Below are 21,729 nucleotides of genomic sequence, written 5' to 3'. Positions count from 1 at the left end.
ACCATACAAATATGGTTTTTATAAAAAATTTAAACAATATTTGCACAAACAGTAGGTTATGAAGGTCCTTCCATTTAAAATTCCGAAGCCAGATAATGAAGCATTAGTATATCAGGAAGAACGGTTAAAAGTATTATACAATAAATTACACCAACATAGTGAAATACAAATTAGCTATGTTGAAAAAGGTGCTGGAACGCTTATAGTTGGAGATACAATTAATACTTTTTCTCCAAACGACATTCTTGTATTAGGAGGCTATTTACCTCATGTGTTTAAAACAGATACTAAGTTTTCTGATGAAACTGTAGTTTACACGTTGTTTTTTAATAAAAAATCTTTTGGTAAACATTTCTTCGATTTGCCTGATATGGAAATTATAAGTGATTTTTTTAATGCATCTGAATACGGGATGAAAATATTAATTCCGAAGAATAAAATTATTAAACTTTTTTTAAAATTAAAAAATCAGAATAAAGTTCAACGTATTAGTAGCCTTTTAAGGATTATTGACCTTATTACCAAAGCCGAAAAAACGCCTTTATCATCATTTATCTACAAAAAGAAATACACCGACGATGAAGGCAAACGCATGAATGATGTATTTAATTACGCCATGGAAAATTATATGGAGCCTATTACCTTAAAAGATATATCTGAAATAGCCAATATGAGTAGAAACGCTTTTTGTCGCTATTTTAAAAAACGTACTAATAAAACGTTTTTTCAATTTTTAATAGAAATACGAATTGAAAATGCGTGTAAACTACTCAACAACAATCTAGACCAATCCATTGCTTCCATTTCTGAATTATGCGGATTTCACAACACTGCTAATTTTAATCGGAAATTTAAAGAAATTAAAGGCATAACACCATCTCATTACAGATTACAAAAGTTTTAATAAAATAGACACCTAAATTATTCTTTAGCGTCACTACACCCCAAAAGCATTAGCCCTGAAGCACCTTGTTTTACGAAATAATTATAAAATTCATCCCATTAGTTTACTTTAGGTTTAAAATCTATAATCTACTCTAAAGGAATTACAACTACCTTGTTTTTTAACAAAACACTAAAAAATAAGTTAATATAGTATCGCTTTATGTTAACAATGCTTCTTTAAATTAGGTTTTACATTATACTTTTGCCTAAGACATTAATTAAAAAATGTTTATTTAGGTTAATTTTAGATAATGAGAAATATGAAAGAAACAAATAACCCAAATTGGAGGCATAGCGTTATGCCAGCCGTGTTTACCTGGCTGAAGGAGTCAAAATCAGGTACCCTTGAAATTGACCTAGATGCCACAAAAAAATACGCTGCAGATGTTTTAAAAGTTCAAGGAAAAGGAGGAAGTAGGATGGGCGGACTTGTTGGCTCTGGCACTCTAGGTGAGAATAGCTACCTGAGCTTTGAACAGCGCCTTTCTTTACTTAAAGCCCTTGCTGACGTTGCGAAAGAATACAATGTACCTTTGATTAGTGGAGCTGCGGCTGAAACCAAGGAAGAACTTGCTAAAATCGTTGAAGGTCTTGCAACAGTTGGAGTGAATACAGTCATGGTAATGCCGCCTAAAACTAAGGCGATTCCATCTGATGATGAAATGTATGATTACTTTGAACTTGCTGAAGCAACTGCAAGAAATATAGGCATAACAATTATGCCTTATAACAATCCTGATGCTGCTGGATATCATGCCATATCAACTAATCTTCTTCGAAGAATTTCTGCTCTACCTAATGTAACTGCTCTTAAAATATCGACTATAGATGTTTCAATTATTGAAACTTTAATGTTAGAGAATAAAGATTTAAAAGTTTTGGCAGGGGTTGACACAGTTACTGTACACGCCGGACTTGCTGGAGCTAGTGGTGGTATTACAGGTGTAGGTGTTATTTTCCCAAAAGCAAGCGTTACTATGCAGGAGCATGTTTTAAATGGAGAATGGGCTGAGGCAAACAAAATCTCTCAGGCTTTAAATTCCATATCGTATCTGGATGGCCAGCCACTACTTATGGAGTACCTTAAACTTGCTATGGGTATTCATCATAATGATATAGATGGAGGGCTTCGTACCTATGGTATAAAATTAACGCAACAACAAATTGATGATGTTCAAGCAAGATATACTCTAGCAAAAAAAAGACTTAAAGCTTTAGATTTATTATAGTTTATTGCTTTTAAATATTATATAAAAAAGCTCTGTAAAAACGGAGCTTTTTTTTCTTTTTATTTAGCTATACATTATTGATTTTAGAAGTGCTTTAAAGAAAATATAGTGTGGTACCGTCTAAAATCAAAAAGGAAGACTGAGGATACCTGAAAAAGTAATTAACGGTTTCTGGAATTACTTTATCAATAGAAGTATAATCCTTTAATACATAAATTAAAGCGTTTAGAAACGTTAAAAACGCCTAATTCTTCCTCTTTAGATAAACTCATTTTTTTGACTAAACACAACTTTTGGGCATGATCTCAATTTGTCTTGACCCGTAAGCAATTAAAAAAACTAAAGCTATCAAAACAAAAAAAGCTCTCAATTTCTTGAGAGCTTTTCGCGGTCTGGACGGGACTCGAACCCGCGACCTTCGCCGTGACAGGGCGACATTCTAACCAACTGAACTACCAGACCGTTGCATTATTGCGGTTGCAAATATACACGCCTTTTTTTATATCGCAAACCTTTTTTTATTTTTTTTTCATTTTTTTTTTATCCAGCAAACTTTTGCCGTTCTAACATATAGGTAGTAAGCACATTATTAAAATTTTTATTTATGTTGGCTTCAACGTATTTTATTTTGTATTGCGCGCATTTTAGTCGTAATGTTTCAAAATATGCACTAACTGTTTTTGTATAGCTTTCTTTTATAGCGTCTGCATATAAATTAACATATGCTCCAGTTTCAACATCTACAAAGCGTTTTGGCTTATTATCAAAATTAAATTTTTGTTCTTTTTCTTTATCGAATACATGAAACAACACAACTTCATGTTTATTATATTTTAAATGTCTTAAAGCTTCGAAGAGCTTTGTTTCGTCTTCTGAAGTTTGAAACATATCTGTAAATAAAAAAATTAAAGAACGCCTATGAATTTTTTCTGCTATTTCATGCAAATATTTATATGTTTCGGTTTGTTTATTTTTAGGTTTAGAAATTACAGCTTCGTTTAAATGATTTAATAGCATTTGATGATGCCGTTCACTCCCTTTTTCTGGTGCATAATAATCATAATTATCACTATAAATACTTAAACCAACTGCATCGCGTTGTTTTTTTAAAATATGCATTAACGATGCTGCTGCCAATGCAGAAAATCCTATTTTATTTAAACTATCTATTGAAAACCTATCTAGTTTAGGGTAATGCATTGAGCTACTATTGTCTATAATTAAATGACAACGTAGGTTTGTTTCATCATCATAACGCTTAGTGTAAAGCTTATCGGTTTTAGCAAATAACTTCCAATCTATATGTCGTGTACTTTCGCCTTGGTTATAAATTTTATGTTCTGCAAACTCTGCCGAAAACCCATGAAATGGACTTTTATGCATTCCAGATATAAAACCCTCTACTACTTGTTTAGCGAGTAATTCAAGGTTTTTAAAACCTTCTGCTTTATTAAGTTCGCTTTGTAAATTCATTATATTATTTCATCTACAATTCCGTAGTCTACAGACTCTTTAGCTCCCATCCAATGATCGCGGTTAAAATCTTTCATTACTTTATCAAAAGTTTGCCCACAGTTATCGGCTAATATTTGTGCGCTTAACTCTTTTGTTAATATAATCTCTTTAGCCGTAATTTCAATATCACTTGCTTGACCACGCGCGCCTCCACTTGGCTGATGTATCATTACACGAGCATGGGTTTGAATAAAACGTTTACCTTTTGTTCCTGCTGATAAAATTAACGACCCCATTGAAGCAGCAAAACCAGTACATATTGTAGAGACTTGACTGTTTAATGATTTTATACAATCGTAAATAGCAAAACCAGAGGTTACGTATCCGCCTGGGCTATTAATATATAATGTAATATCGCTAGTCTGTAAAGCATCTAAATACATTAATCTATCTATAACATGTTTTGCAGAGTCATCGTCTACTTGCCCCCACAAAAACACTTTACGTTGTTCTATTAATTTACTATCAATAGCATCTTGTACTTTTACTGGCTTACTCATAATTTTTTCTATTATTTTTATCTAAAATAAAAAAAGGTTTACCATAATGGCAAACCTTTTTAATATTCTTTTTGGGTTTAACAATTATAAAAGCCCATCAATAGCATCTGTATATGCATTTTTTGGTGCTACACCTACTTGACGACCAACAACCTCGCCATTTTGAAAAACTAAAACTGTAGGTATATTACGTACACCATATTTTGCTGCAAACTCTTGATTGGCATCAACATCTACCTTTCCTACAATAGCCTTACCATCGTACTCGTCGCTAATTTGCTCAATAATAGGACCTACCATTCTACAAGGCCCACACCAAGCTGCCCAAAAATCTACCAATACTGGTTTATCGCTTTTTAATACTGTTTCTTCAAAAGTCGCATCTGTTATTTCTAATGCCATAATATTTATATTTAATGTGTTTAATTCTATTTAATTACACAAATTTAGTCAAAAAAAAACCGATTGCTTACAAAGCAACAATTTGTTTTACTTATAATGCCATTGGTTAGCTTTATTTAATTTTTTAAAAAATTATTTTTTTGGTTAGGAATCCTTACTATATTTGTTGTATAATAATTTTAAAAATATATATTATGAGTAAATCCATTTTTTATCATGCAGGGTGTCCTGTTTGTGTTAGCGCAGAGCAAGACATTATTAAATTAATTGGCGAAAACAATGTAGAGATTGTACATGTTGGCGAAAATGCTTCGAGGATAAATGAAGCTGAAGCTGCGGGTGTAAAATCTGTTCCAGCTTTAGTAACTCCTAACGGAAATGTTTTACATATTAACTTTGGAGCTTCTATGGATGATGTTAAAGCATAATTTTTGCTTTTATTAGTTAGGATTACTAACTTTGCCTGCCGTTAAAACTATTGGCAGGCATTTTTATGAGCGAAAGTATATTTAACCCTAACCATCAAGAAAGTGTTATTTCAAGTAAAATTATTGCTGGACTAGAGCGTATTTCTGAAGCTTTTAAAGTTTTGCTCTGGGAACAAGCTAAGCTTTTAGGATTAAGCCCAATTCAAATTCAAATACTTATTTTTATTAAATACCATAATATAGCGTTTTGTAACGTGAGTCATTTGGCAAAAGAATTTAATGTTACAAAACCCACTATTAGCGATGCTGTGCGTATTTTAAGTAAAAAGGGGTTGATTGAAAAAACATCGTCAACCGCAGATAGTAGAAGTTATTCTATTACATTATCAGAATCTGGAAAAAACACAGTTTTAAAAACCGAAAATTTTGCTCACCCTTTAAAAAAACAGTTAGAGCACATAGACAACACTAATTTAGAGCAAACTTTTAATACCATTAGCCAACTTATTTATAAACTTAATAAAATTGGAATTTTAACTGTACAACGTACTTGTTATGCCTGCAAGTTTTACAACAAAACAAACCAAAAGCATTTTTGTAATTTATTAAACAAGCCATTACAAAACTCTGAAATTAGAGTTGATTGTAGTGAGTTTGAAAACAAAATTTAATTTAGCTTAAACTTAACATGTTGAGACTCTAACTCGCTTATAAGTTCTTGACAAACTTTTACTTTTTGCCTTCTGCTAGACATGTTTAATTTAATTTTTTCATTCATATCGTACACCAAAAAGTTTAATGCTTGATTTCCTGGGTGCATGTGTATTAACTCTTTTAAGGCTGTTATTTTTTGTTCGCTTAAATCTCTAATATCTAATTGTATTGATAGTTTTTTGGCGTAGTTTTCCATAACATCATGCAGTAATTGAAAACTATTAAATTGCAAACGAGGATCACTTCGCTTTCCGGTGTCTTTATTTACCCAACCTTCGCGCACATAGGTTTTAACAAATACAAAACTATTTTTAAGCAAAAAATGCCTAAATTTTAAATATTCTTCTCCAAAAATTCTAAATTCATAGCTATCTGTATAATCTTCAATAGTAAACATAGCCCAACCTTTGCCTTGTTTACTTACACGATGCTGCACATCGGTAACAACACCACCAAATACTAATTCTCTATTTACATAAGGCTCTAACGTATTAAACATACCAACAGTAGCGTTACAAAAAGTTTTCATTTCGGTTTTAAAATCATCTAACGGGTGTCCAGAAATATAAACCCCAACAACTTCGCGCTCTTTACTTAATTTTTCCATTGTGCCCCACTCTTCGCATGGTGGCACTTCAGGTTCTGAAAATTGTACGCTACTTTGCTCGCCAAACATATCTATTTGTGCCGAATTTTCGTTTTCTTTATATTTTTGGGCAAACTTTATAGCCTTTTCTAAAAAGGTAATCCCATCGCCATCGTCATGAAAATATTGAGCTCTATGCGTGTCTCCCAAACCATCAAAACCTCCTGCTAAAGCTAAGTTCTCGAAAGCTCTTTTATTGGCCGCTCTCAAATCTATTCGTTTTGCAAAATCGAATATAGATTTATAATGCCCGTCCTTTTTTCTATTTTCTACTATAGTTATTACTGCCCCGTGCCCAACGCCTTTTATAGCTCCCATACCAAAACGTACGGCATTATCTTGGTTTACAGAAAATTTATAGTAACTCTCGTTAATATCTGGGCCAAGTACATCTAACTTCATACGTTTACATTCTTCCATAAAAAATGTTACTTGTTTTATATCGTTCATGTTGTTTGAAAGTACGGCTGCCATATATTCTGCTGGATAATGAGCTTTTAAATAGGCTGTTTGGTAGGCTATCCATGCATAACATGTAGAGTGCGATTTATTAAATGCGTAACTTGCAAAGGCTTCCCAGTCTTTCCAAACTTTTTCGAGAATTTTGGCATCGTGCCCGTTAGCTGTAGCTTGTTCAATAAACTTAGGTTTCATTTTATCAAGTACAGCAATTTGCTTTTTACCCATGGCTTTACGTAAAATATCGGCTTCGCCTTTGGTAAAATCGGCTAATTTTTGCGAGAGCAGCATAACCTGCTCTTGGTATACTGTAATACCGTAAGTTTCCTTAAGGTATTCTTCCATGGCAGGTAAATCGTACTCAATTTCCTCATCACCATGTTTTCTTCGAACAAAACTAGGAATGTATTCCATTGGACCTGGCCTATACAAAGCATTCATGGCTATTAAATCTTCAAAAACGGTAGGCTTTAAATCACGCAAGTGTTTTTGCATTCCTGGAGATTCGTATTGGAATACCCCTACTGTTTCTCCACGCTGGAACAATGCATATGTTTCTTCATCGTCAAGCGGAAATGATTCTGGATCGAGTAAGATATTGTGTTTTACCTTAACAATTTTAACAGTATCTTTAATTAAGGTTAGTGTTTTTAAACCTAAAAAATCCATTTTTAATAACCCTGCATCTTCAACTACCGAATTATCGAACTGGGTTACGTATAAATCGGAATCTTTGGCTACAGAAACGGGAACAAATTTGGTAATATCATCTGGCGTAATTATAACACCACAGGCATGAATTCCTGTGTTTCTTACCGATCCTTCTAGTGTTCTGGCAAGATTTACTGTTTCTGCTTGTAAATCGCTACCATCTGCTATATTTAAAAGTTCGTTAACTTTTTCTAGATCTTCGGCTCTAAATTTCTTTCCTAATTCTTTTTCGTCTAAACCAAAAATCTTTCCTAGTTTAGACATGGTTGGAATTAGCTTTGCTATTCTATCGGCGTCAAATAGAGGCAAATCTAAAACACGTGCTGTATCTCGAATTGACGATTTTGCGGCCATGGTACCATAAGTTATAATCTGAGCTACTTGGTTGGCACCATATTTTTCAATCACGTAATCCATTACTCGGCTTCGGCCTTCATCATCAAAATCAATATCAATATCGGGCATACTAATACGGTCTGGATTTAAGAAACGCTCAAAAAGCAAATCGTACTTTAAGGGGTCTATATTTGTAATCCATAAACAATACGCTGCTACAGAACCTGCTGCCGAACCTCGACCAGGCCCAACAGACACATCCATATTTCTAGCTTCTCGAATAAAATCTTCAACAATTAAAAAATACCCTGGATATCCTGTGTTTTCTATTACACTTAGCTCAAAGTCTAAACGTTCTATTACCTCTTCGGTTAAAGGTTCGCCATAGCGTTTTTTTGCACCTTCGTAAACTAAATGTTTTAAGTATGCATTTTCTCCTCGTTTTCCTCCATCGGCTTCATCTTCTTCATGTTTAAATTGGTCTGGAATATCGAAAGCTGGTAATAAAACATCTCGCGCTAATTGAAAGGCTTCTATTTTATTAACAACATCTTGTATATTTATAATGGCTTCTGGAACATCGTGGAATAATTTTTTCATGTCTTCGGTAGACTTGAAATAATATTCTTGATTTGGCAGTCCATACCGATAACCACGGCCGCGCCCTATAGGTGTAGCTTGCTTTTCTCCATCTTTTACACACAATAAAATATCGTGCGCATTAGCATCTTCTTTATTTTGATAATAGGTATTATTTGATGCAACAAGTTTAACATGATGCTTTTTTGCTAGCTTTATTAATGTTGGGTTTACACGGTTTTCGTCTTCTTGGTTATGGCGCATAAGCTCTACATACAGGTCGTCTCCAAACTCTTCTTTCCACCATAACAGAGCTTCTTCGGCTTGATTTTCGCCAACATTTAATACTTTACTTGGTACTTCTCCATATAAATTACCTGTTAATACAATGATATCTTCTTTATACTGCTGAATTAATTTTTTATCAATTCTTGGTAAATAGTAAAACCCATCAACAAAAGCATGCGATGATAGTTTTGCTAAATTGTGATAGCCATTTTTATTTTTAGCAATTAAAACAATTTGATAGCCATTATCTTTTCTGGTTTTGTCGGCATGATTTTCGCAAACAAAAAACTCGCAACCAACTATTGGTTTAATTGTTTTTACTTGGGTAGTTTCACCTTTTTCTTTTGCTTCGGCTATTTTAGCTTCTGCACTTTTGTTATGCTTATTAACTGCATTTACAAAATGGAATGCGCCCATCATGTTTGCATGATCTGTTAATGCTACAGCTGGCATATTGTATTGTGCTGCTGCCGAAACAATATCGGCAACCCCCATTGTAGATTGCAATACTGAAAATTGCGAATGGTTATGCAAATGCACAAAATCGACATCAGCTAAATCGGATACATTTTGGTTAATATCTTCAGAAGAAATACTAGATTTTGCCTTTTCTAAACGGGCTCGAATTTTAGCACTTTCTTTTTTTAAGTTAATATGCTTTAACCCAATAAGCTGAATGGCTTCGGGGTTTTCTTGTTTAAAATTCTGGAAATAATCTGGTTCAACCTCAAGTTGCGTTTTAGTGTATTCGCCCAGCCTAATAAGCTCTAAAAAACAACGTGTTGTAGCCTCAACATCGGCCGTTGCATTATGGGCTTCTGCAAAAGGCTCATTAAATAAAAACTCGTGTAGTTCTGTTAATGTTGGCAGTTTAAATTTGCCATAACGCCCTCCAGGAATTTGGCATAAACTTGCTGTATGTTCTGTACAAGTATCTAAAACAGGTAATTCTTGCAAAGAGTTTTCAATATTGCCACGAACAAACTCGGCTCCCATAATATTTAGGTCGAATTTTACATTTTGCCCAACAACAAACTTGGTTTTTTTTAAAGCTTCATTAAACTTTTCTAAAACCTCGGCAAGTGGCACGCCTTGCTCTTGTGCCAATTCGGTAGAAATACCATGAATTTTCTCGGCATCATAAGGTATATTAAACCCTTCGGGTTGCACTAAATAATCTTGACTTTCAATACAATTTCCCATACCGTCATGCAATTGCCATGCAATTTGAATACATCTTGGCCAATTATCGGTATCTGTTATTGGTGCATCCCAGCGTTTTGGTAATCCAGTAGTTTCTGTATCGAAAATTAAGTACATAATTGGTGAAAATTGTTTGATATTTAGTCGTTTAAAAAACGAAAACCTAGCCTATAAAAGTACGCATAAAAAGTCTCTTTTATAAAATGAAGTTATAAACAATTATAAACAAAAAAAGTGCTTCTTTATAAATTTATAAATGAAGCACTTTATATAATTCTCCCTAAGAATCATTAATAGCATGACAAACTTACAATCCTTTTTAGTTTAAAAAAATACCCAATGCAGGGTATATTTTCATTTTTGCATAATCTATAAAAAACACAAACCAAAACACTATTTTATTTAAAAACCAAAACTCATTATCTATACATGTATAATTTTTTAAAAAATTGTTATAATTTAGAACCTAAATTTTTTTAGTTTATGAGCATTAAACAGTTATTTTTATTAATAGTTCCTCTTACTTTATTAAACTGCGCACCTAAAAGCACAACTTTATATGTTGGCACCTATACAAATGGCGAAAGCGAAGGGATTTACAAATTCCATTTTAACACAAAAACTGGTGCACTCTCTAATAAACAATTAGCTGCTACTACCAATAACCCTTCATATATAGCATTTTCTCCAAACAAAAAATACTTATATGCCGTTGGCGAAGGAGAAACAAATGCCATAACAGCTTTTAAAATAAATACCAATGGTAGCTTAGAGTTTATAAACTCGCAAAGCAGTAATGGTAAAAGCCCTTGTCATGTAAATGTAAATGAAGCTGGAAATAAAGTTGTGGTTTCTAATTATACAGGTGGCTCCATTTCACTTTACAACGTAAATGATAACGGAAGCTTAAATAAAGCCAGTCAAATATTTAATCATAATAATAATGACGATAAAAAACCAGCCAGAGCTCATTCTGCACAATTTCATAACAATAACCTATTTGTTGCAGATTTAGGTAAAAATGCCATTTACCAATATGTTTTAAACGATAGTTTATACAACCTAAAATCTTCTTCAATTGTAAAAACAGAAGGCAACCCAGGCCCAAGACATTTTTCTGTTACTAAAAACAACAAATACTTATACGTTATTAACGAATATGGTAATTCGATTACTTCTATAAAAAAAACAGATTCTGGGTTTACACAAATTGATTACGACTCTACTTTAAACAAAAACAACACCCAAGAGAGTTATTGCGCAGACATCCACTTATCTAAAGACGAGCGTTTTTTATACGGTTCTAATCGAGGCGAAAACACCATTGCTGTTTTTAAAAGAAATACAATAAACGGAACCATAGAAAAAATACAAACTATTAGTGTTTATGGTAATTGGCCCAGAAATTTTACTCTCGACCCTTCAGGAGAATTTCTTTTAGTAGCCAACCAAAAAAGCAATAATATTTCTGTTTTTAGTGTTAATAAAAAGTCTGGCAAACTACAGTTTTTACATCGTATTGAAACCCCTTCACCAGTTTGTTTAAAATTTTAAATAAAATACTGGTAATTAACAAATAATGAAGTATCTTTGCGCCCTCATTATTAATAACAGAGGTCGAGAACCTCAAATAATTAATTATTATGCCAGTAAAAATTAGATTACAAAGACACGGTAAAAAAGGAAAACCTTATTACTGGATCGTAGCAGCCGATTCACGTTCAAAAAGAGATGGTAAATACCTAGAAAAATTAGGTGCTTACAACCCAAACACAAATCCAGCAACTGTTGAGCTAAACGTTGATGGTGCTGTACAATGGCTACAAAATGGAGCTCAACCAACTGATACAGCAAAAGCTTTATTGTCTTACAAAGGTGCTCTATTAAAAAATCATCTTGCAGGCGGTGTTAGAAAAGGCGCTTTAACTGAAGAGCAAGCAGAAGCTAAATTTACTGCTTGGTTAGAAGAAAAAGAAGCTAAAATTCAAGCTAAAGCCGATGGTTTATCTGACGCTGATGCTAAAGCTAAAGCTGAAGCTCTAGCTGCAGAAAAAGCGGTTAACGAAGCAAGAATTGCTGCTGCTGCCCCTGTTGTAGAAGAAGCAACTGAAGAAGCTGCTGAAACTGAAGCTACAAACGAAGAAGAATAAAAAACATTTTTTTTATACTTTTAAACTCCGATAGAAATATCGGAGTTTTTTATGCAACATGTTTTTTGCGTATTCCCTTAAAAAAAGGAATTTCATAATTTTAAATATTCTAGCTTTAGCAGAAATAAAAAAGCTTTTAAAATGAAAAAAGAAGATTGTTTTTACTTAGGTAAAATTGTAAAAAAATATAGTTTTAAAGGAGAAATTTTAGTAAAACTCGATACAGATCAACCCGAACTTTACGAAAATTTAGATGCTGTTTTTTTAGAACTTAGAAATAATCTTGTTCCTTTTTTTATTGAAAACTCTAAATTACACAAATCTGAATTACTTCGTATTAAATTTGAAGATGTAGACACAGAAGCTGATGCCGATAGCATAATGAAAAGCGGTCTTTACCTTCCTCTAGACTTACTACCAAAACTAGAAGGTAATAAATTTTACTTTCACGAAGTTATTGGTTTTACCATACTAGATAAAAACTTTGGAGAAGTAGGAACCATAAAAGCAATTAACGACTCTACAGCACAATCGCTTTTTGAAATTGATAGAAATGGTATTGAAATATTAATACCTATGAATGATGCGTTTATTGTAAAAGTTAACAGAAGTAACAAAACTATTATAGTTGATACTCCAGAAGGTTTAATTGATTTATATTTAGAAGCATAACTGTGTCTACAAAACCCTTTAAATTTAAAGAATTTACCGTAAGCCAAGACCAATGCGCCATGAAAATTGGTACAGATGGTGTTTTATTAGGCGCTTGGACCTCAATTGAAAAACACCCGTTTTCAATTTTAGATATTGGTGCAGGCACCGGCATTTTATCGTTAATGCTTGCACAACGAAGCTTTGCTGAAATTATTGATGCTATTGAAATTGATGACGATGCCCACGAACAATGCGTAAATAATTTTGAGCAATCGCCTTGGAGCGACCGCTTATTTTGTTACCATGCATCATTAAAACAATTTACAGATGAAATTGAGGACAAATACGATGTCATAATTTGCAACCCGCCGTTTTATTCAGAAAACTACAAAACAGATAATTCTCAACGCGATTTAGCAAGGTTTCAAGACGCTATGCCCTTTAATCATTTAATAGAAAGTGTTTCCAAATTACTATCAGCAGAAGGTACGTTTTCGGTAGTTATTCCGTATAAAGAAGAAATTACTTTTACAAATTTAGCTTCAAAATACAACCTTTACCCCAATAGAAAATTACATGTTAAGGGCAATCCAAATTCTGAAATTAAACGAAGCTTAATAGCTTTTTCTTTCCGCGAAAGCAAACCAATAATAGAATCTTTAATTATAGAAACCGATAGGCATCAATACACAGAAGCCTACATTAATCTAACTAAAGATTTTTATTTAAAAATGTAATTTCATTACTTGCTTAAATTTTTAATTTATCCTCAATAAAACCTATTTTTTATACAATATTTTCAATAAATTTGTTAGACAATTGAATAAAATTAAATTTTATGAAGCCAGATTTATTCGAAGCACCAGATTATTATAATCTAGACGAGTTACTTACCGAAGAGCACAAACTAGTTAGAAACGCAGCACGAGAATGGGTAAAACGCGATGTATCTCCAATAATTGAAGATTATGCGCAAAAGGCCGAATTTCCTAAACAAATAATTGGAGGCTTAGCAGAAATTGGTGCCTTTGGTCCCTATATACCTATGGAATATGGTGGTGCAGGCTTAGATCAAATTAGTTATGGTTTAATAATGCAAGAAATTGAACGTGGAGATTCGGGTGTGCGCTCAACAGCTTCGGTACAATCCTCGTTAGTTATGTATCCCATATGGAAATATGGTAACGAGGCCCAACGTAAAAAATATTTACCAAAATTAGCGAGTGGCGAATGGATGGGATGCTTTGGCTTAACAGAACCAGACCACGGTAGTAACCCTGGTGGCATGGTTACAAATTTTAAAGACAAAGGCGACCATTATTTGCTTAATGGAGCTAAAATGTGGATTAGCAATGCGCCTTTTGCTCAAGTTGCTGTAGTTTGGGCTAAAAATGAAGAAGGAAGAATACATGGGTTAATTGTTGAACGTGGTATGGAAGGCTTTACAACTCCAGAAACCCACAACAAATGGTCGCTTCGCGCATCTGCAACTGGCGAACTTATTTTTGATAACGTAAAAGTGCCTAAAGAAAATTTATTACCTAACAAATCTGGTTTAGGTGCGCCACTTGGCTGCTTAGACTCTGCTAGATTTGGTATTGCTTGGGGCGCTATTGGAGCTGCCATGGATTGTTACGATACTGCCTTACGTTATAGTAAAGAACGTATGCAATTTGGCAAACCTATAGGGCAATTTCAATTACAACAGAAAAAGCTTGCCGAAATGATTACAGAAATTACTAAAGCGCAGCTATTAGCTTGGCGTTTGGGTGTTATGCGAGAAAATGGTACAGCAACATCGGCCCAAATATCTATGGCTAAACGTAACAACGTAGACATGGCTATTAATATTGCTAGAGAAGCTAGACAAATGTTAGGCGGTATGGGTATTACGGGCGAGTATTCTATTATGCGCCACTCCATGAATCTAGAAAGTGTTATTACCTACGAAGGTACTCACGACATACATTTGCTTATTACCGGATTAGATGTAACAGGATTAAATGCATTTAAATAATTAAGCAATAAACAAATTTTATAACATGCTTCTTATTTTATAAGAGGCATTTTTTATTTTTATAAAAAAATTGCAAAAATGACTATAAAACATATTAACAAAGCAATTCTTCCTCTCCAAAAAGAGTTGTTAAATCACCCGCTATACAATAAAATTAAAACGGTAGAAGATTTACAAGTTTTTTTACAACACCATGTATTTGCCGTATGGGATTTTATGTCTTTACTAAAAGCGTTACAAAATAAATTAACCTGTACCACAACACCTTGGATACCTATTGGCTCTCCAGAAACAAGATATTTAATTAACGAGATTGTACTAGCCGAAGAAACAGACATAGACCGCAATGGCAACAGGCAAAGCCATTACGAGCTTTATATTAATGCTATGAAAGACGCTAAGGCTAACACCAATCAAATAACTTCGTTTTTAGAAAGCATTTCTGAAACAAAAAACGTTTTTATTGCTATTAAAAATAGCGAACTAAATAAGGTAATAAAAGATTTTTTAAATTTCACTTTTCAATTAATCGACATTGGTCAACCACATCAAATTGCTGCTGCTTTTACTTTTGGAAGAGAAGATTTAATTCCAAATATGTTTACTGAAATTCTTAATAATTTTCAAAACAACCTAAAGTCTATAGATCTCTCTAAACTTATTTATTACTTTGAAAGACACATTGAATTAGATGCCGATGAGCATGGACCAATGGCTATGAAAATGATTACCGAGCTATGTGGCAACGACAAAAAAAAGTGGCAAGAAGCTGAAGAAGTTTCTGTTTTAGCACTACAAAAACGTATTGCTTTGTGGAATGCCATTGAGCAATCTATAGAAGAAAAAAACTTAATACTAAGCTAATTAGGTAAAATTCTTAAAAACCTAAAAGGCAACAAGTTCGTAAGTATAACAAAAGCTAATAATGAAAAAGCACTTTTATTTACTTATCTGTATTACTTGGTTAAATTTTAGTTGTAGTAGTGAACCTATAAACTCTCAAGAGCAAAATATTATTAAAGAATTCTCTCCAGAAGAAATAACTGAAGAGGAACATTTTGAAAACCCCAGTAGTATAAAACTATTATCCTTAGGAGACAGTTACACTATTGGACAAAGTGTTTGCGAAACGTGTCGTTTTCCAGAACAGCTAAAAAGTAGATTATTATCAAGATTAAACCCTAACATCTCTATACAGCTAGACCTAATTGCAAAAACGGGCTGGACAACATCTGGTCTAAAAAAAGCTATAAACACTAACAATGTACCAGAAAATTACAATTTAGTAACCCTTTTAATTGGTGTTAATAACCAATATCAAGGTTTGCCTTTTTCGGTTTTTCAATCTGAGTTTCCGCAGCTTGTTAATACTGCTATAAAAAAAGCAAAATCTAACAAAAATAAAGTTATTGTTATATCTATTCCAGACTATGCTTACACGCCTTTTGGTCGTGGTAACACAAATATTTCAGAAGAAATAAACAAGTATAATAACTTTGCTAAAAACTATTGTTTGCAAAACAACATAAGTTACGTTTACATTACAGATATAACACGTCAAGGCCTAACAAACCCAGACCTCGTTGCTACCGATGGTCTTCACCCTTCTAAGTTAGCTTATTCACTTTTTGTAGATAAACTATTACCTTTATCAATTGATAAGCTTAAAAATTAGTTCAAAATGTTAAAAAAAGAGTTTCTAAATAAAACACTTTTTTTACATTTACTTTATGTTTTCATCTAAAAAAAGACTAGACAATGCCTACAAGAATGCTAAAATCATTGATTTTGATGATGACAGCAAGTTTATATTGTTTAGCGATTGCCATAGAGGCGATAATAGTTTTGCTGATGATTTTGCCAATAATAGAAACATTTATTTTCACGCCTTAAAGCATTATTATGCTGAAGGTTTTCAGTATTGCGAAATTGGAGATGGCGATGAACTTTGGGAAAATCTATCATTCGAATCTATATTAAACGCTCATAAAAATGTTTATATGCTTATGAAACTTTTTCATAAGGATAATCGCTTACACATGATTTGGGGAAACCACGATATGGTATACAGAGATCCAAAATATGTTGAAAAACACCTATCAACTTACTTTGACCCCAAAATTGGTGAAGATGTTGAGCTTTTTAAAGACATTAAATACCATGAAGGCATTGTTTTAAAACATTGCATGACTGGGCAAGAGTTGTTTTTAACTCATGGTCATCAAGCCGATTGGTGGAACTTTTTATTTTGGAAATGGAGCCGATTTATGGTTCGTGTACTCTGGAAACCCTTAAACGTAATGGGCATTGCAGACCCTACAAGCCCTGCAAAAAACTACAAAGAACTTATAAAGGTAGAACGTAGAACAAAAAAATGGATTACTCAAAACAATAATTTAATGACTATTGTTGGGCATACTCACAGGCCGCGTTTTCCCGAACCTGGCGATATTGCTTTTTTTAACGATGGTAGTTGTGTACATCCTCGAAGCATAACAGGCATTGAAATTGAAAATGGTAAAATTTCATTAATTAAATGGCAAATTGCTACAACCGATAATGGCACATTACAAATTGTAAGGGTTTTACTTGAAGGCCCCGTGAAATTAACAGATTATAAAACTGAATAATTTCGATGCTACAAAAAAGATATGAAGGTTTTTTAAAAACACCATGTTTATGGAAAAACAACACTATTTTTAATCTTCAGCAATTTGAAATTACTACAAATTTTAATAAAATAAATGTTGCTATCGATAACAACTTGCGTTTAGGTAAATATGTAGAACGCTTGGTTTCTTTTCAATTAAAACAACAAAATAATATTACTGTTATAGCCGAGAACATCCAAATTCAAGATGGTAAAACGACTATAGGCGAACTAGATTGCATCCTTTTAAAAGATAAAAACCCGATTCATTTAGAAGTTATTTACAAGTTTTACCTTTACGACTCTAGTGTTGGAAGCTCTGAAATCGAGCATTTTATTGGTCCAAACAGAAAAGATTCGTTAATAGAAAAATTAACTAAACTTAAACGCAAACAATTACCACTATTACATCATGATGTTTGCAAACCTTATTTAAATGCGCTTAATTTAAACGCCAAAACGCTAAACCAGCAAGTGTATTTTAAGGCACAATTGTTTGTGCCTTTTGATAGCTTAAATATTACATTAAAAACTTTAAATACTAATTGTGTTGTGGGGTTTTATATTAACCAAAATGAACTTAACCAACTGGAGCATTGTAAATTTTATATTCCGAGTAAAAAAGACTGGCTATTGTTACCACAAGCTCATGCCAATTGGTTAAATTTTAATGCTTTTAAACTTGTTACCAAAAATTATTTTGAACAGAAATTTTCGGCTTTATGCTGGGTTAAGTTTAATAATGGCGAATTAAAAAAAATGTTTTTGGTTTGGTGGTAAAATTACCTTATCAGGCTATTACAAAACCTAAGCAAACACGCTCGCGTTAGGGATTGAACGGTATGTTTGAGCTCGCCGACGCAGGAGGTAGCGAGTAGTGAAAGCCCGACCCTTGGGTAACGCCCATATAGTTTATAGAAATTTTACTTTTATTAAAAAAAGTTTAGCTTTCTGGAGCCAACTCGACTTCTAAGCCTTCCATTTCTGGGGTGATTTGTATTTGACACCCTAAACGGCTATTGTCTTTAACATCGAAGGCTTCGGCTAGCATAGCTTCTTCATCATCGCTCATTTCTGGTAATTCTGTATCGCTAATAACATAGCATTGGCACGAAGCACACATAGCCATACCGCCGCAAACACCTATGGTGCCTTCTGGGGCTAACTCGTAAGACCTTACAACTTCCATAAGATTCATGGCCATATCTGTTGGAGCAACTATATCGTGTGTTACGCCATCTCTGTCTGTAATTTTTATGTTTACGTCTTCCATTTCTTATTTTGTATTTCTACTAAATGTGTGTGTCATATATCGTGCCACAAATTTAAGGCTTGTGCTTTTATTTTCACCTTTTTTATTTAAGAATTTATAAAGGTTTAAAAAAAATACAGCATCCTTAAAATTACATGTTTTTAAGGATGCCTTTTTTATTAAAAATATACTTTAATTAATAGTTTAGTAGTTATTTACTACGCTTCTATATTAATAACTTGTTCTATTTGAGGAGCGTGTTTTTTTATTGTCATTTCTACACCCGATTTTAGTGTCATTTGGTTAACACTACAGCCTACACATGCTCCTTTTAGTTGCACTTTAACAAGTTTATCATCTTCAATGGATAATAATGAAATATCGCCACCATCGCTTTGTAAAAATGGTCGGATTTCTTCTAGTGCGATTTCTACTTTTTCTTTAAGTTCTTCTGAAGTCATATTCTATTTTTTAACTGCTGAACAACCTGCCATGGTTGTAATTTTTATAGCTTCGGTTGGCGGTAAATCGTCATTTCGCTTTACTACTTCTTGTACAACATTTTGGGTTAGCTTCTCGAAAGCCTGCTCTAAAGCTGTTGCTGTTTGTAATGCGGCTGGACGACCAACATCGCCTGCTTCTCTTATGCTTTGCACTAATGGTAACTCACCTAAAAATGGCACATTTAAATCTTCTGCTAAGTTTTTAGCACCTGCTTCTCCGAAAATAAAATATTTATTATCTGGTAATTCAGCTGGTGTAAAATACGCCATATTTTCTATTATTCCTAAAACAGGTACATTTATACTGTCTTGCTGAAACATAGCAACTCCCTTTTTTGCATCTGCCAATGCTACATTTTGTGGTGTGCTTACTACAACTGCTCCTGTAATTGGTAAGGATTGCATGATACTTAGATGGATATCGCCGGTTCCTGGTGGTAAATCTAAAAGTAAAAAATCTAACTCTCCCCAATGGGCATCAAAAATCATTTGATTTAAAGCCTTGGCTGCCATTGGCCCTCGCCAAACAACAGCTTGGTTTGGTTGCGTAAAAAACCCTATAGATAGTACTTTAACACCATAATTCTCGATAGGTTTCATTTTAGACTTACCTTCTATGTTTACGGCTAAAGGTTTTTCGGTTGCTACATCGAACATTATTGGAATAGATGGCCCATAAATATCGGCATCTAAAACACCAACTTTAAAACCCATTTTAGCCAAAGTTACAGCTAAATTTGCTGTTACTGTAGATTTTCCTACGCCTCCTTTACCCGATGCTACAGCTACTATATTTTGAATTCCTGCAATAGGTTTTCCTTTTATAACATTGGCTTTAGGTTTGGCTGGTGCATCTACTTTTACATTTACTGTAATTTTTGCTTTTTGGTAAACCTTTTCGTGTATAATTTTAAGTATATCAACCTCGGTACGCTTTTTTGCTTGTAAACTTGGATTTTTTATAGTTATATCTACAATTACCTCGTCGCCAAACGTTACTACATTTTTTACAGCTCCGCTCTCTACCATATTTTGCCCCTCTCCAGGAACTGTAATATTTTCGAGTGCTTTTAAAATATCTTTTTTATCTAATTTCATAGTTAATTTGAATTCTTTTTTTAAAAGATGTTCAATTATTGTTTTATTCGGTTGTTTTTCAACATTATGAATATCACTAATTAAGAATTATTCTAAAGGCAAAGATAGGTAATAAAGCTTGAAGACTAAAAACAGAATTAAGAAGATTTATTGATACTATTATTGGGTTTAACTATAATTTTTTATGAAATGAAAAAACCTTAATAATGGCATAGTTTATGTGCTATAAAATTTTTATTTTTTGTTTATGAAACGCATTACTCTTGTTTTTTTAATTACAGTTATTTTTAACACCTTTAGCTATAGCCAGGGCAAAATAAAAGAAGCCGAAGACAGCTTAAACGACTCTAAAAGCAATAATAGTAGCAGCTATAAATCTACAAATTACACAGATAGTTATAACGATTCTGAAAGTAGTTTTTTAGAAGATGTGTTTGCCGAATTTTTTATTAAAATTTTTGCTTACACAGCTTACGGTATTGCTTTTGAAAGCCCATTTGAAACAGACAACAAAGCAAGTAGTGCTTTTTTAACAAAACACCCGTATAATAATTCTAATACAGGAAACTACATATACGCTTGGAATGAAGACACCGAGATATTTACAACAACCTTAACAAACCAGTTTATTTTTGAAACAAATAGATTGTACGGAAACCATATAAATGCAGATATGCGCTTTTTAAAACGTTGGGGCTTAGAACTAGATTATCTTCAATTATGGGAAGAAAACTTAAATTTTGGCAATAACGCTTTAGCTATTTATACTGCTTTAGCAAAATATAATCGTGTACGCACCGAACGTTTTAATGCTTACTGGGCATTAGGAGCTGCTTATGTAGATGGAGAAGTGGATAGACTAGGGTTTGCTTACGGGTTAGGTGCCGAATACTTTTTTGTAAAACCATTTAGCATAGAGGCCAACTTTAACCAAACACTTATTAATAATAACTCTATAAACAACTTTAATGCACTTTTAAACTTACACAGAAAACAATATAAATTTTCGGCTGGTTTCGAGCATTTAAAAATAGGAAGTGTTGGATTTTCTAATGTGAGTTTAGGAGTTGGTGTTTCTTTATAATAGGTGTTCCGAGTTATTTACAAAATTTGATAATAATTATAATTCTGTAGATGGGTCCCAATAATATTTTTCTAAATGTTGTATTTGGTTTTCAACAACCTTAACACCTTCGCTTTCTAACAATTGCTGCATAAGGTTTGTGCCATTAAAATGGTGTTTACCAGTTAACAACCCTTTACGATTTACAACACGGTGTGCTGGCACATCTTTCCCTTGAGAACCATTCATGGCATACCCCACCATTCTTGCGCTTCTTGCCGCGCCTAAGTATTTTGCTATAGCACCATAACTGGTTACTCTGCCATACGGAATTTGTTTAGCGACTTGATATACTTTTTCGAAAAAATTAAGCGTTTCTGGCTTCAT

22 protein-coding genes and 1 tRNA gene are annotated in these 21,729 nt (G+C 33.2%); 14 read left to right on the top strand and 9 right to left on the bottom strand.

The window, feature by feature from the left end:
- The first annotated feature begins 58 nt into the window (after positions 1 to 58).
- Positions 59 to 904, top strand: coding sequence for an AraC family transcriptional regulator (locus ACNG5D_RS02025; RefSeq protein ID WP_418181830.1), 846 nt, complete (start codon positions 59 to 61; stop codon positions 902 to 904).
- 301 nt (positions 905 to 1,205) lie between these two features.
- Complete coding sequence (locus ACNG5D_RS02020) at positions 1,206 to 2,174, top strand: dihydrodipicolinate synthase family protein (protein WP_418181829.1); 969 nt, start codon at positions 1,206 to 1,208, stop codon at positions 2,172 to 2,174.
- Positions 2,175 to 2,562: 388 nt separating this feature from the next.
- Here ACNG5D_RS02020 and ACNG5D_RS02015 read toward each other — a convergent pair.
- From ACNG5D_RS02015 to trxA, 4 genes are all read right to left on the bottom strand, one after another.
- Positions 2,563 to 2,636 (bottom strand) — tRNA-Asp (locus ACNG5D_RS02015).
- Positions 2,637 to 2,714: 78 nt separating this feature from the next.
- Positions 2,715 to 3,647, bottom strand: coding sequence for a DUF58 domain-containing protein (locus tag ACNG5D_RS02010; RefSeq protein WP_418181828.1), 933 nt, complete (start codon positions 3,645 to 3,647; stop codon positions 2,715 to 2,717).
- Positions 3,647 to 4,189 carry a ClpP family protease gene (locus ACNG5D_RS02005; protein ID WP_418181827.1) on the bottom strand — a complete coding sequence of 181 codons (543 nt, stop codon included), beginning with the start codon at positions 4,187 to 4,189 and terminating at the stop codon, positions 3,647 to 3,649. The genes ACNG5D_RS02010 and ACNG5D_RS02005 overlap by 1 nt, the downstream gene beginning before the upstream one ends.
- An 84-nt stretch (positions 4,190 to 4,273) precedes the next feature.
- Positions 4,274 to 4,591 (bottom strand): thioredoxin, encoded by a 318-nt coding sequence (gene trxA, locus ACNG5D_RS02000; protein ID WP_418181826.1) that lies wholly within the window; start codon positions 4,589 to 4,591, stop codon positions 4,274 to 4,276.
- Positions 4,592 to 4,785: 194 nt separating this feature from the next.
- Between trxA and ACNG5D_RS01995 the strand changes: the two genes are divergently transcribed.
- A complete protein-coding gene (locus ACNG5D_RS01995; protein ID WP_418181825.1) occupies positions 4,786 to 5,019 on the top strand; it encodes a thioredoxin domain-containing protein in 234 nt (77 codons plus the stop codon).
- Between the two features lie 65 nt (positions 5,020 to 5,084).
- Positions 5,085 to 5,690 carry a MarR family winged helix-turn-helix transcriptional regulator gene (locus tag ACNG5D_RS01990; RefSeq protein ID WP_418181824.1) on the top strand — a complete coding sequence of 202 codons (606 nt, stop codon included), beginning with the start codon at positions 5,085 to 5,087 and terminating at the stop codon, positions 5,688 to 5,690.
- On the opposite strand, the gene dnaE is transcribed toward ACNG5D_RS01990, so the two are convergent.
- Entirely contained in the window at positions 5,687 to 10,072 is a 4,386-nt protein-coding gene (dnaE, locus tag ACNG5D_RS01985) for a DNA polymerase III subunit alpha (protein WP_418181823.1), read from the bottom strand. The genes ACNG5D_RS01990 and dnaE overlap by 4 nt on opposite strands.
- Before the next feature lie 366 nt (positions 10,073 to 10,438).
- On the opposite strand from dnaE, the gene ACNG5D_RS01980 reads away from it, so the two are divergent.
- The 9 genes from ACNG5D_RS01980 to ACNG5D_RS01940 all read left to right on the top strand — a co-directional run bounded on the left by ACNG5D_RS01980 (position 10,439) and on the right by ACNG5D_RS01940 (position 18,206).
- On the top strand, positions 10,439 to 11,509 hold the full coding sequence (locus ACNG5D_RS01980) for a lactonase family protein (protein WP_418181822.1): 1,071 nt from the start codon (positions 10,439 to 10,441) through the stop codon (positions 11,507 to 11,509).
- Positions 11,510 to 11,598: 89 nt separating this feature from the next.
- Positions 11,599 to 12,105, top strand: coding sequence for a 30S ribosomal protein S16 (locus tag ACNG5D_RS01975; RefSeq protein ID WP_418181821.1), 507 nt, complete (start codon positions 11,599 to 11,601; stop codon positions 12,103 to 12,105).
- 141 nt (positions 12,106 to 12,246) lie between these two features.
- On the top strand, positions 12,247 to 12,777 hold the full coding sequence (gene rimM, locus ACNG5D_RS01970) for a ribosome maturation factor RimM (RefSeq protein ID WP_418181820.1): 531 nt from the start codon (positions 12,247 to 12,249) through the stop codon (positions 12,775 to 12,777).
- A 59-nt stretch (positions 12,778 to 12,836) separates the two neighbouring features.
- Positions 12,837 to 13,496 carry a tRNA1(Val) (adenine(37)-N6)-methyltransferase gene (locus ACNG5D_RS01965; RefSeq protein ID WP_418182486.1) on the top strand — a complete coding sequence of 220 codons (660 nt, stop codon included), beginning with the start codon at positions 12,837 to 12,839 and terminating at the stop codon, positions 13,494 to 13,496.
- 101 nt (positions 13,497 to 13,597) lie between these two features.
- Positions 13,598 to 14,776, top strand: coding sequence for an acyl-CoA dehydrogenase family protein (locus tag ACNG5D_RS01960; protein WP_418181819.1), 1,179 nt, complete (start codon positions 13,598 to 13,600; stop codon positions 14,774 to 14,776).
- Positions 14,777 to 14,854: 78 nt separating this feature from the next.
- The gene (locus ACNG5D_RS01955; RefSeq protein ID WP_418181818.1) at positions 14,855 to 15,640 is read left to right on the top strand and encodes a DUF3050 domain-containing protein; all 786 of its coding nucleotides are present in this window, start codon (positions 14,855 to 14,857) and stop codon (positions 15,638 to 15,640) included.
- A gap of 61 nt (positions 15,641 to 15,701) precedes the next feature.
- On the top strand, positions 15,702 to 16,451 hold the full coding sequence (locus ACNG5D_RS01950) for an SGNH/GDSL hydrolase family protein (RefSeq protein ID WP_418181817.1): 750 nt from the start codon (positions 15,702 to 15,704) through the stop codon (positions 16,449 to 16,451).
- Between the two features lie 55 nt (positions 16,452 to 16,506).
- Positions 16,507 to 17,406 carry a metallophosphoesterase family protein gene (locus ACNG5D_RS01945; RefSeq protein WP_418181816.1) on the top strand — a complete coding sequence of 300 codons (900 nt, stop codon included), beginning with the start codon at positions 16,507 to 16,509 and terminating at the stop codon, positions 17,404 to 17,406.
- A 5-nt stretch (positions 17,407 to 17,411) separates the two neighbouring features.
- A complete protein-coding gene (locus tag ACNG5D_RS01940) occupies positions 17,412 to 18,206 on the top strand; it encodes a DUF1853 family protein (RefSeq protein ID WP_418181815.1) in 795 nt (264 codons plus the stop codon).
- Between the two features lie 163 nt (positions 18,207 to 18,369).
- Here the strand turns inward: ACNG5D_RS01940 and ACNG5D_RS01935 are convergent, their stop codons facing one another.
- The 3 genes from ACNG5D_RS01935 to ACNG5D_RS01925 all read right to left on the bottom strand — a co-directional run bounded on the left by ACNG5D_RS01935 (position 18,370) and on the right by ACNG5D_RS01925 (position 20,279).
- Positions 18,370 to 18,699 (bottom strand): 2Fe-2S iron-sulfur cluster-binding family protein, encoded by a 330-nt coding sequence (locus ACNG5D_RS01935; RefSeq protein ID WP_418181814.1) that lies wholly within the window; start codon positions 18,697 to 18,699, stop codon positions 18,370 to 18,372.
- 197 nt (positions 18,700 to 18,896) lie between these two features.
- Positions 18,897 to 19,139, bottom strand: coding sequence for a NifU family protein (locus ACNG5D_RS01930; protein ID WP_418181813.1), 243 nt, complete (start codon positions 19,137 to 19,139; stop codon positions 18,897 to 18,899).
- Between the two features lie 3 nt (positions 19,140 to 19,142).
- Positions 19,143 to 20,279 carry an Mrp/NBP35 family ATP-binding protein gene (locus tag ACNG5D_RS01925; protein ID WP_418181812.1) on the bottom strand — a complete coding sequence of 379 codons (1,137 nt, stop codon included), beginning with the start codon at positions 20,277 to 20,279 and terminating at the stop codon, positions 19,143 to 19,145.
- 247 nt (positions 20,280 to 20,526) lie between these two features.
- Between ACNG5D_RS01925 and ACNG5D_RS01920 the strand changes: the two genes are divergently transcribed.
- Positions 20,527 to 21,363, top strand: coding sequence for a hypothetical protein (locus ACNG5D_RS01920; protein ID WP_418181811.1), 837 nt, complete (start codon positions 20,527 to 20,529; stop codon positions 21,361 to 21,363).
- Positions 21,364 to 21,399: 36 nt separating this feature from the next.
- On the opposite strand, the gene ACNG5D_RS01915 is transcribed toward ACNG5D_RS01920, so the two are convergent.
- A complete protein-coding gene (locus ACNG5D_RS01915) occupies positions 21,400 to 21,729 on the bottom strand; it encodes an MGMT family protein (protein ID WP_418181810.1) in 330 nt (109 codons plus the stop codon).

The organism is Algibacter ulvanivorans (assembly GCF_048381495.1).
GTDB lineage: Bacteria > Bacteroidota > Bacteroidia > Flavobacteriales > Flavobacteriaceae > Algibacter_B > Algibacter_B ulvanivorans.
Note: the sequence above shows the minus strand (reverse complement) of the source record. Positions and strands in the feature narration are given on the sequence as shown.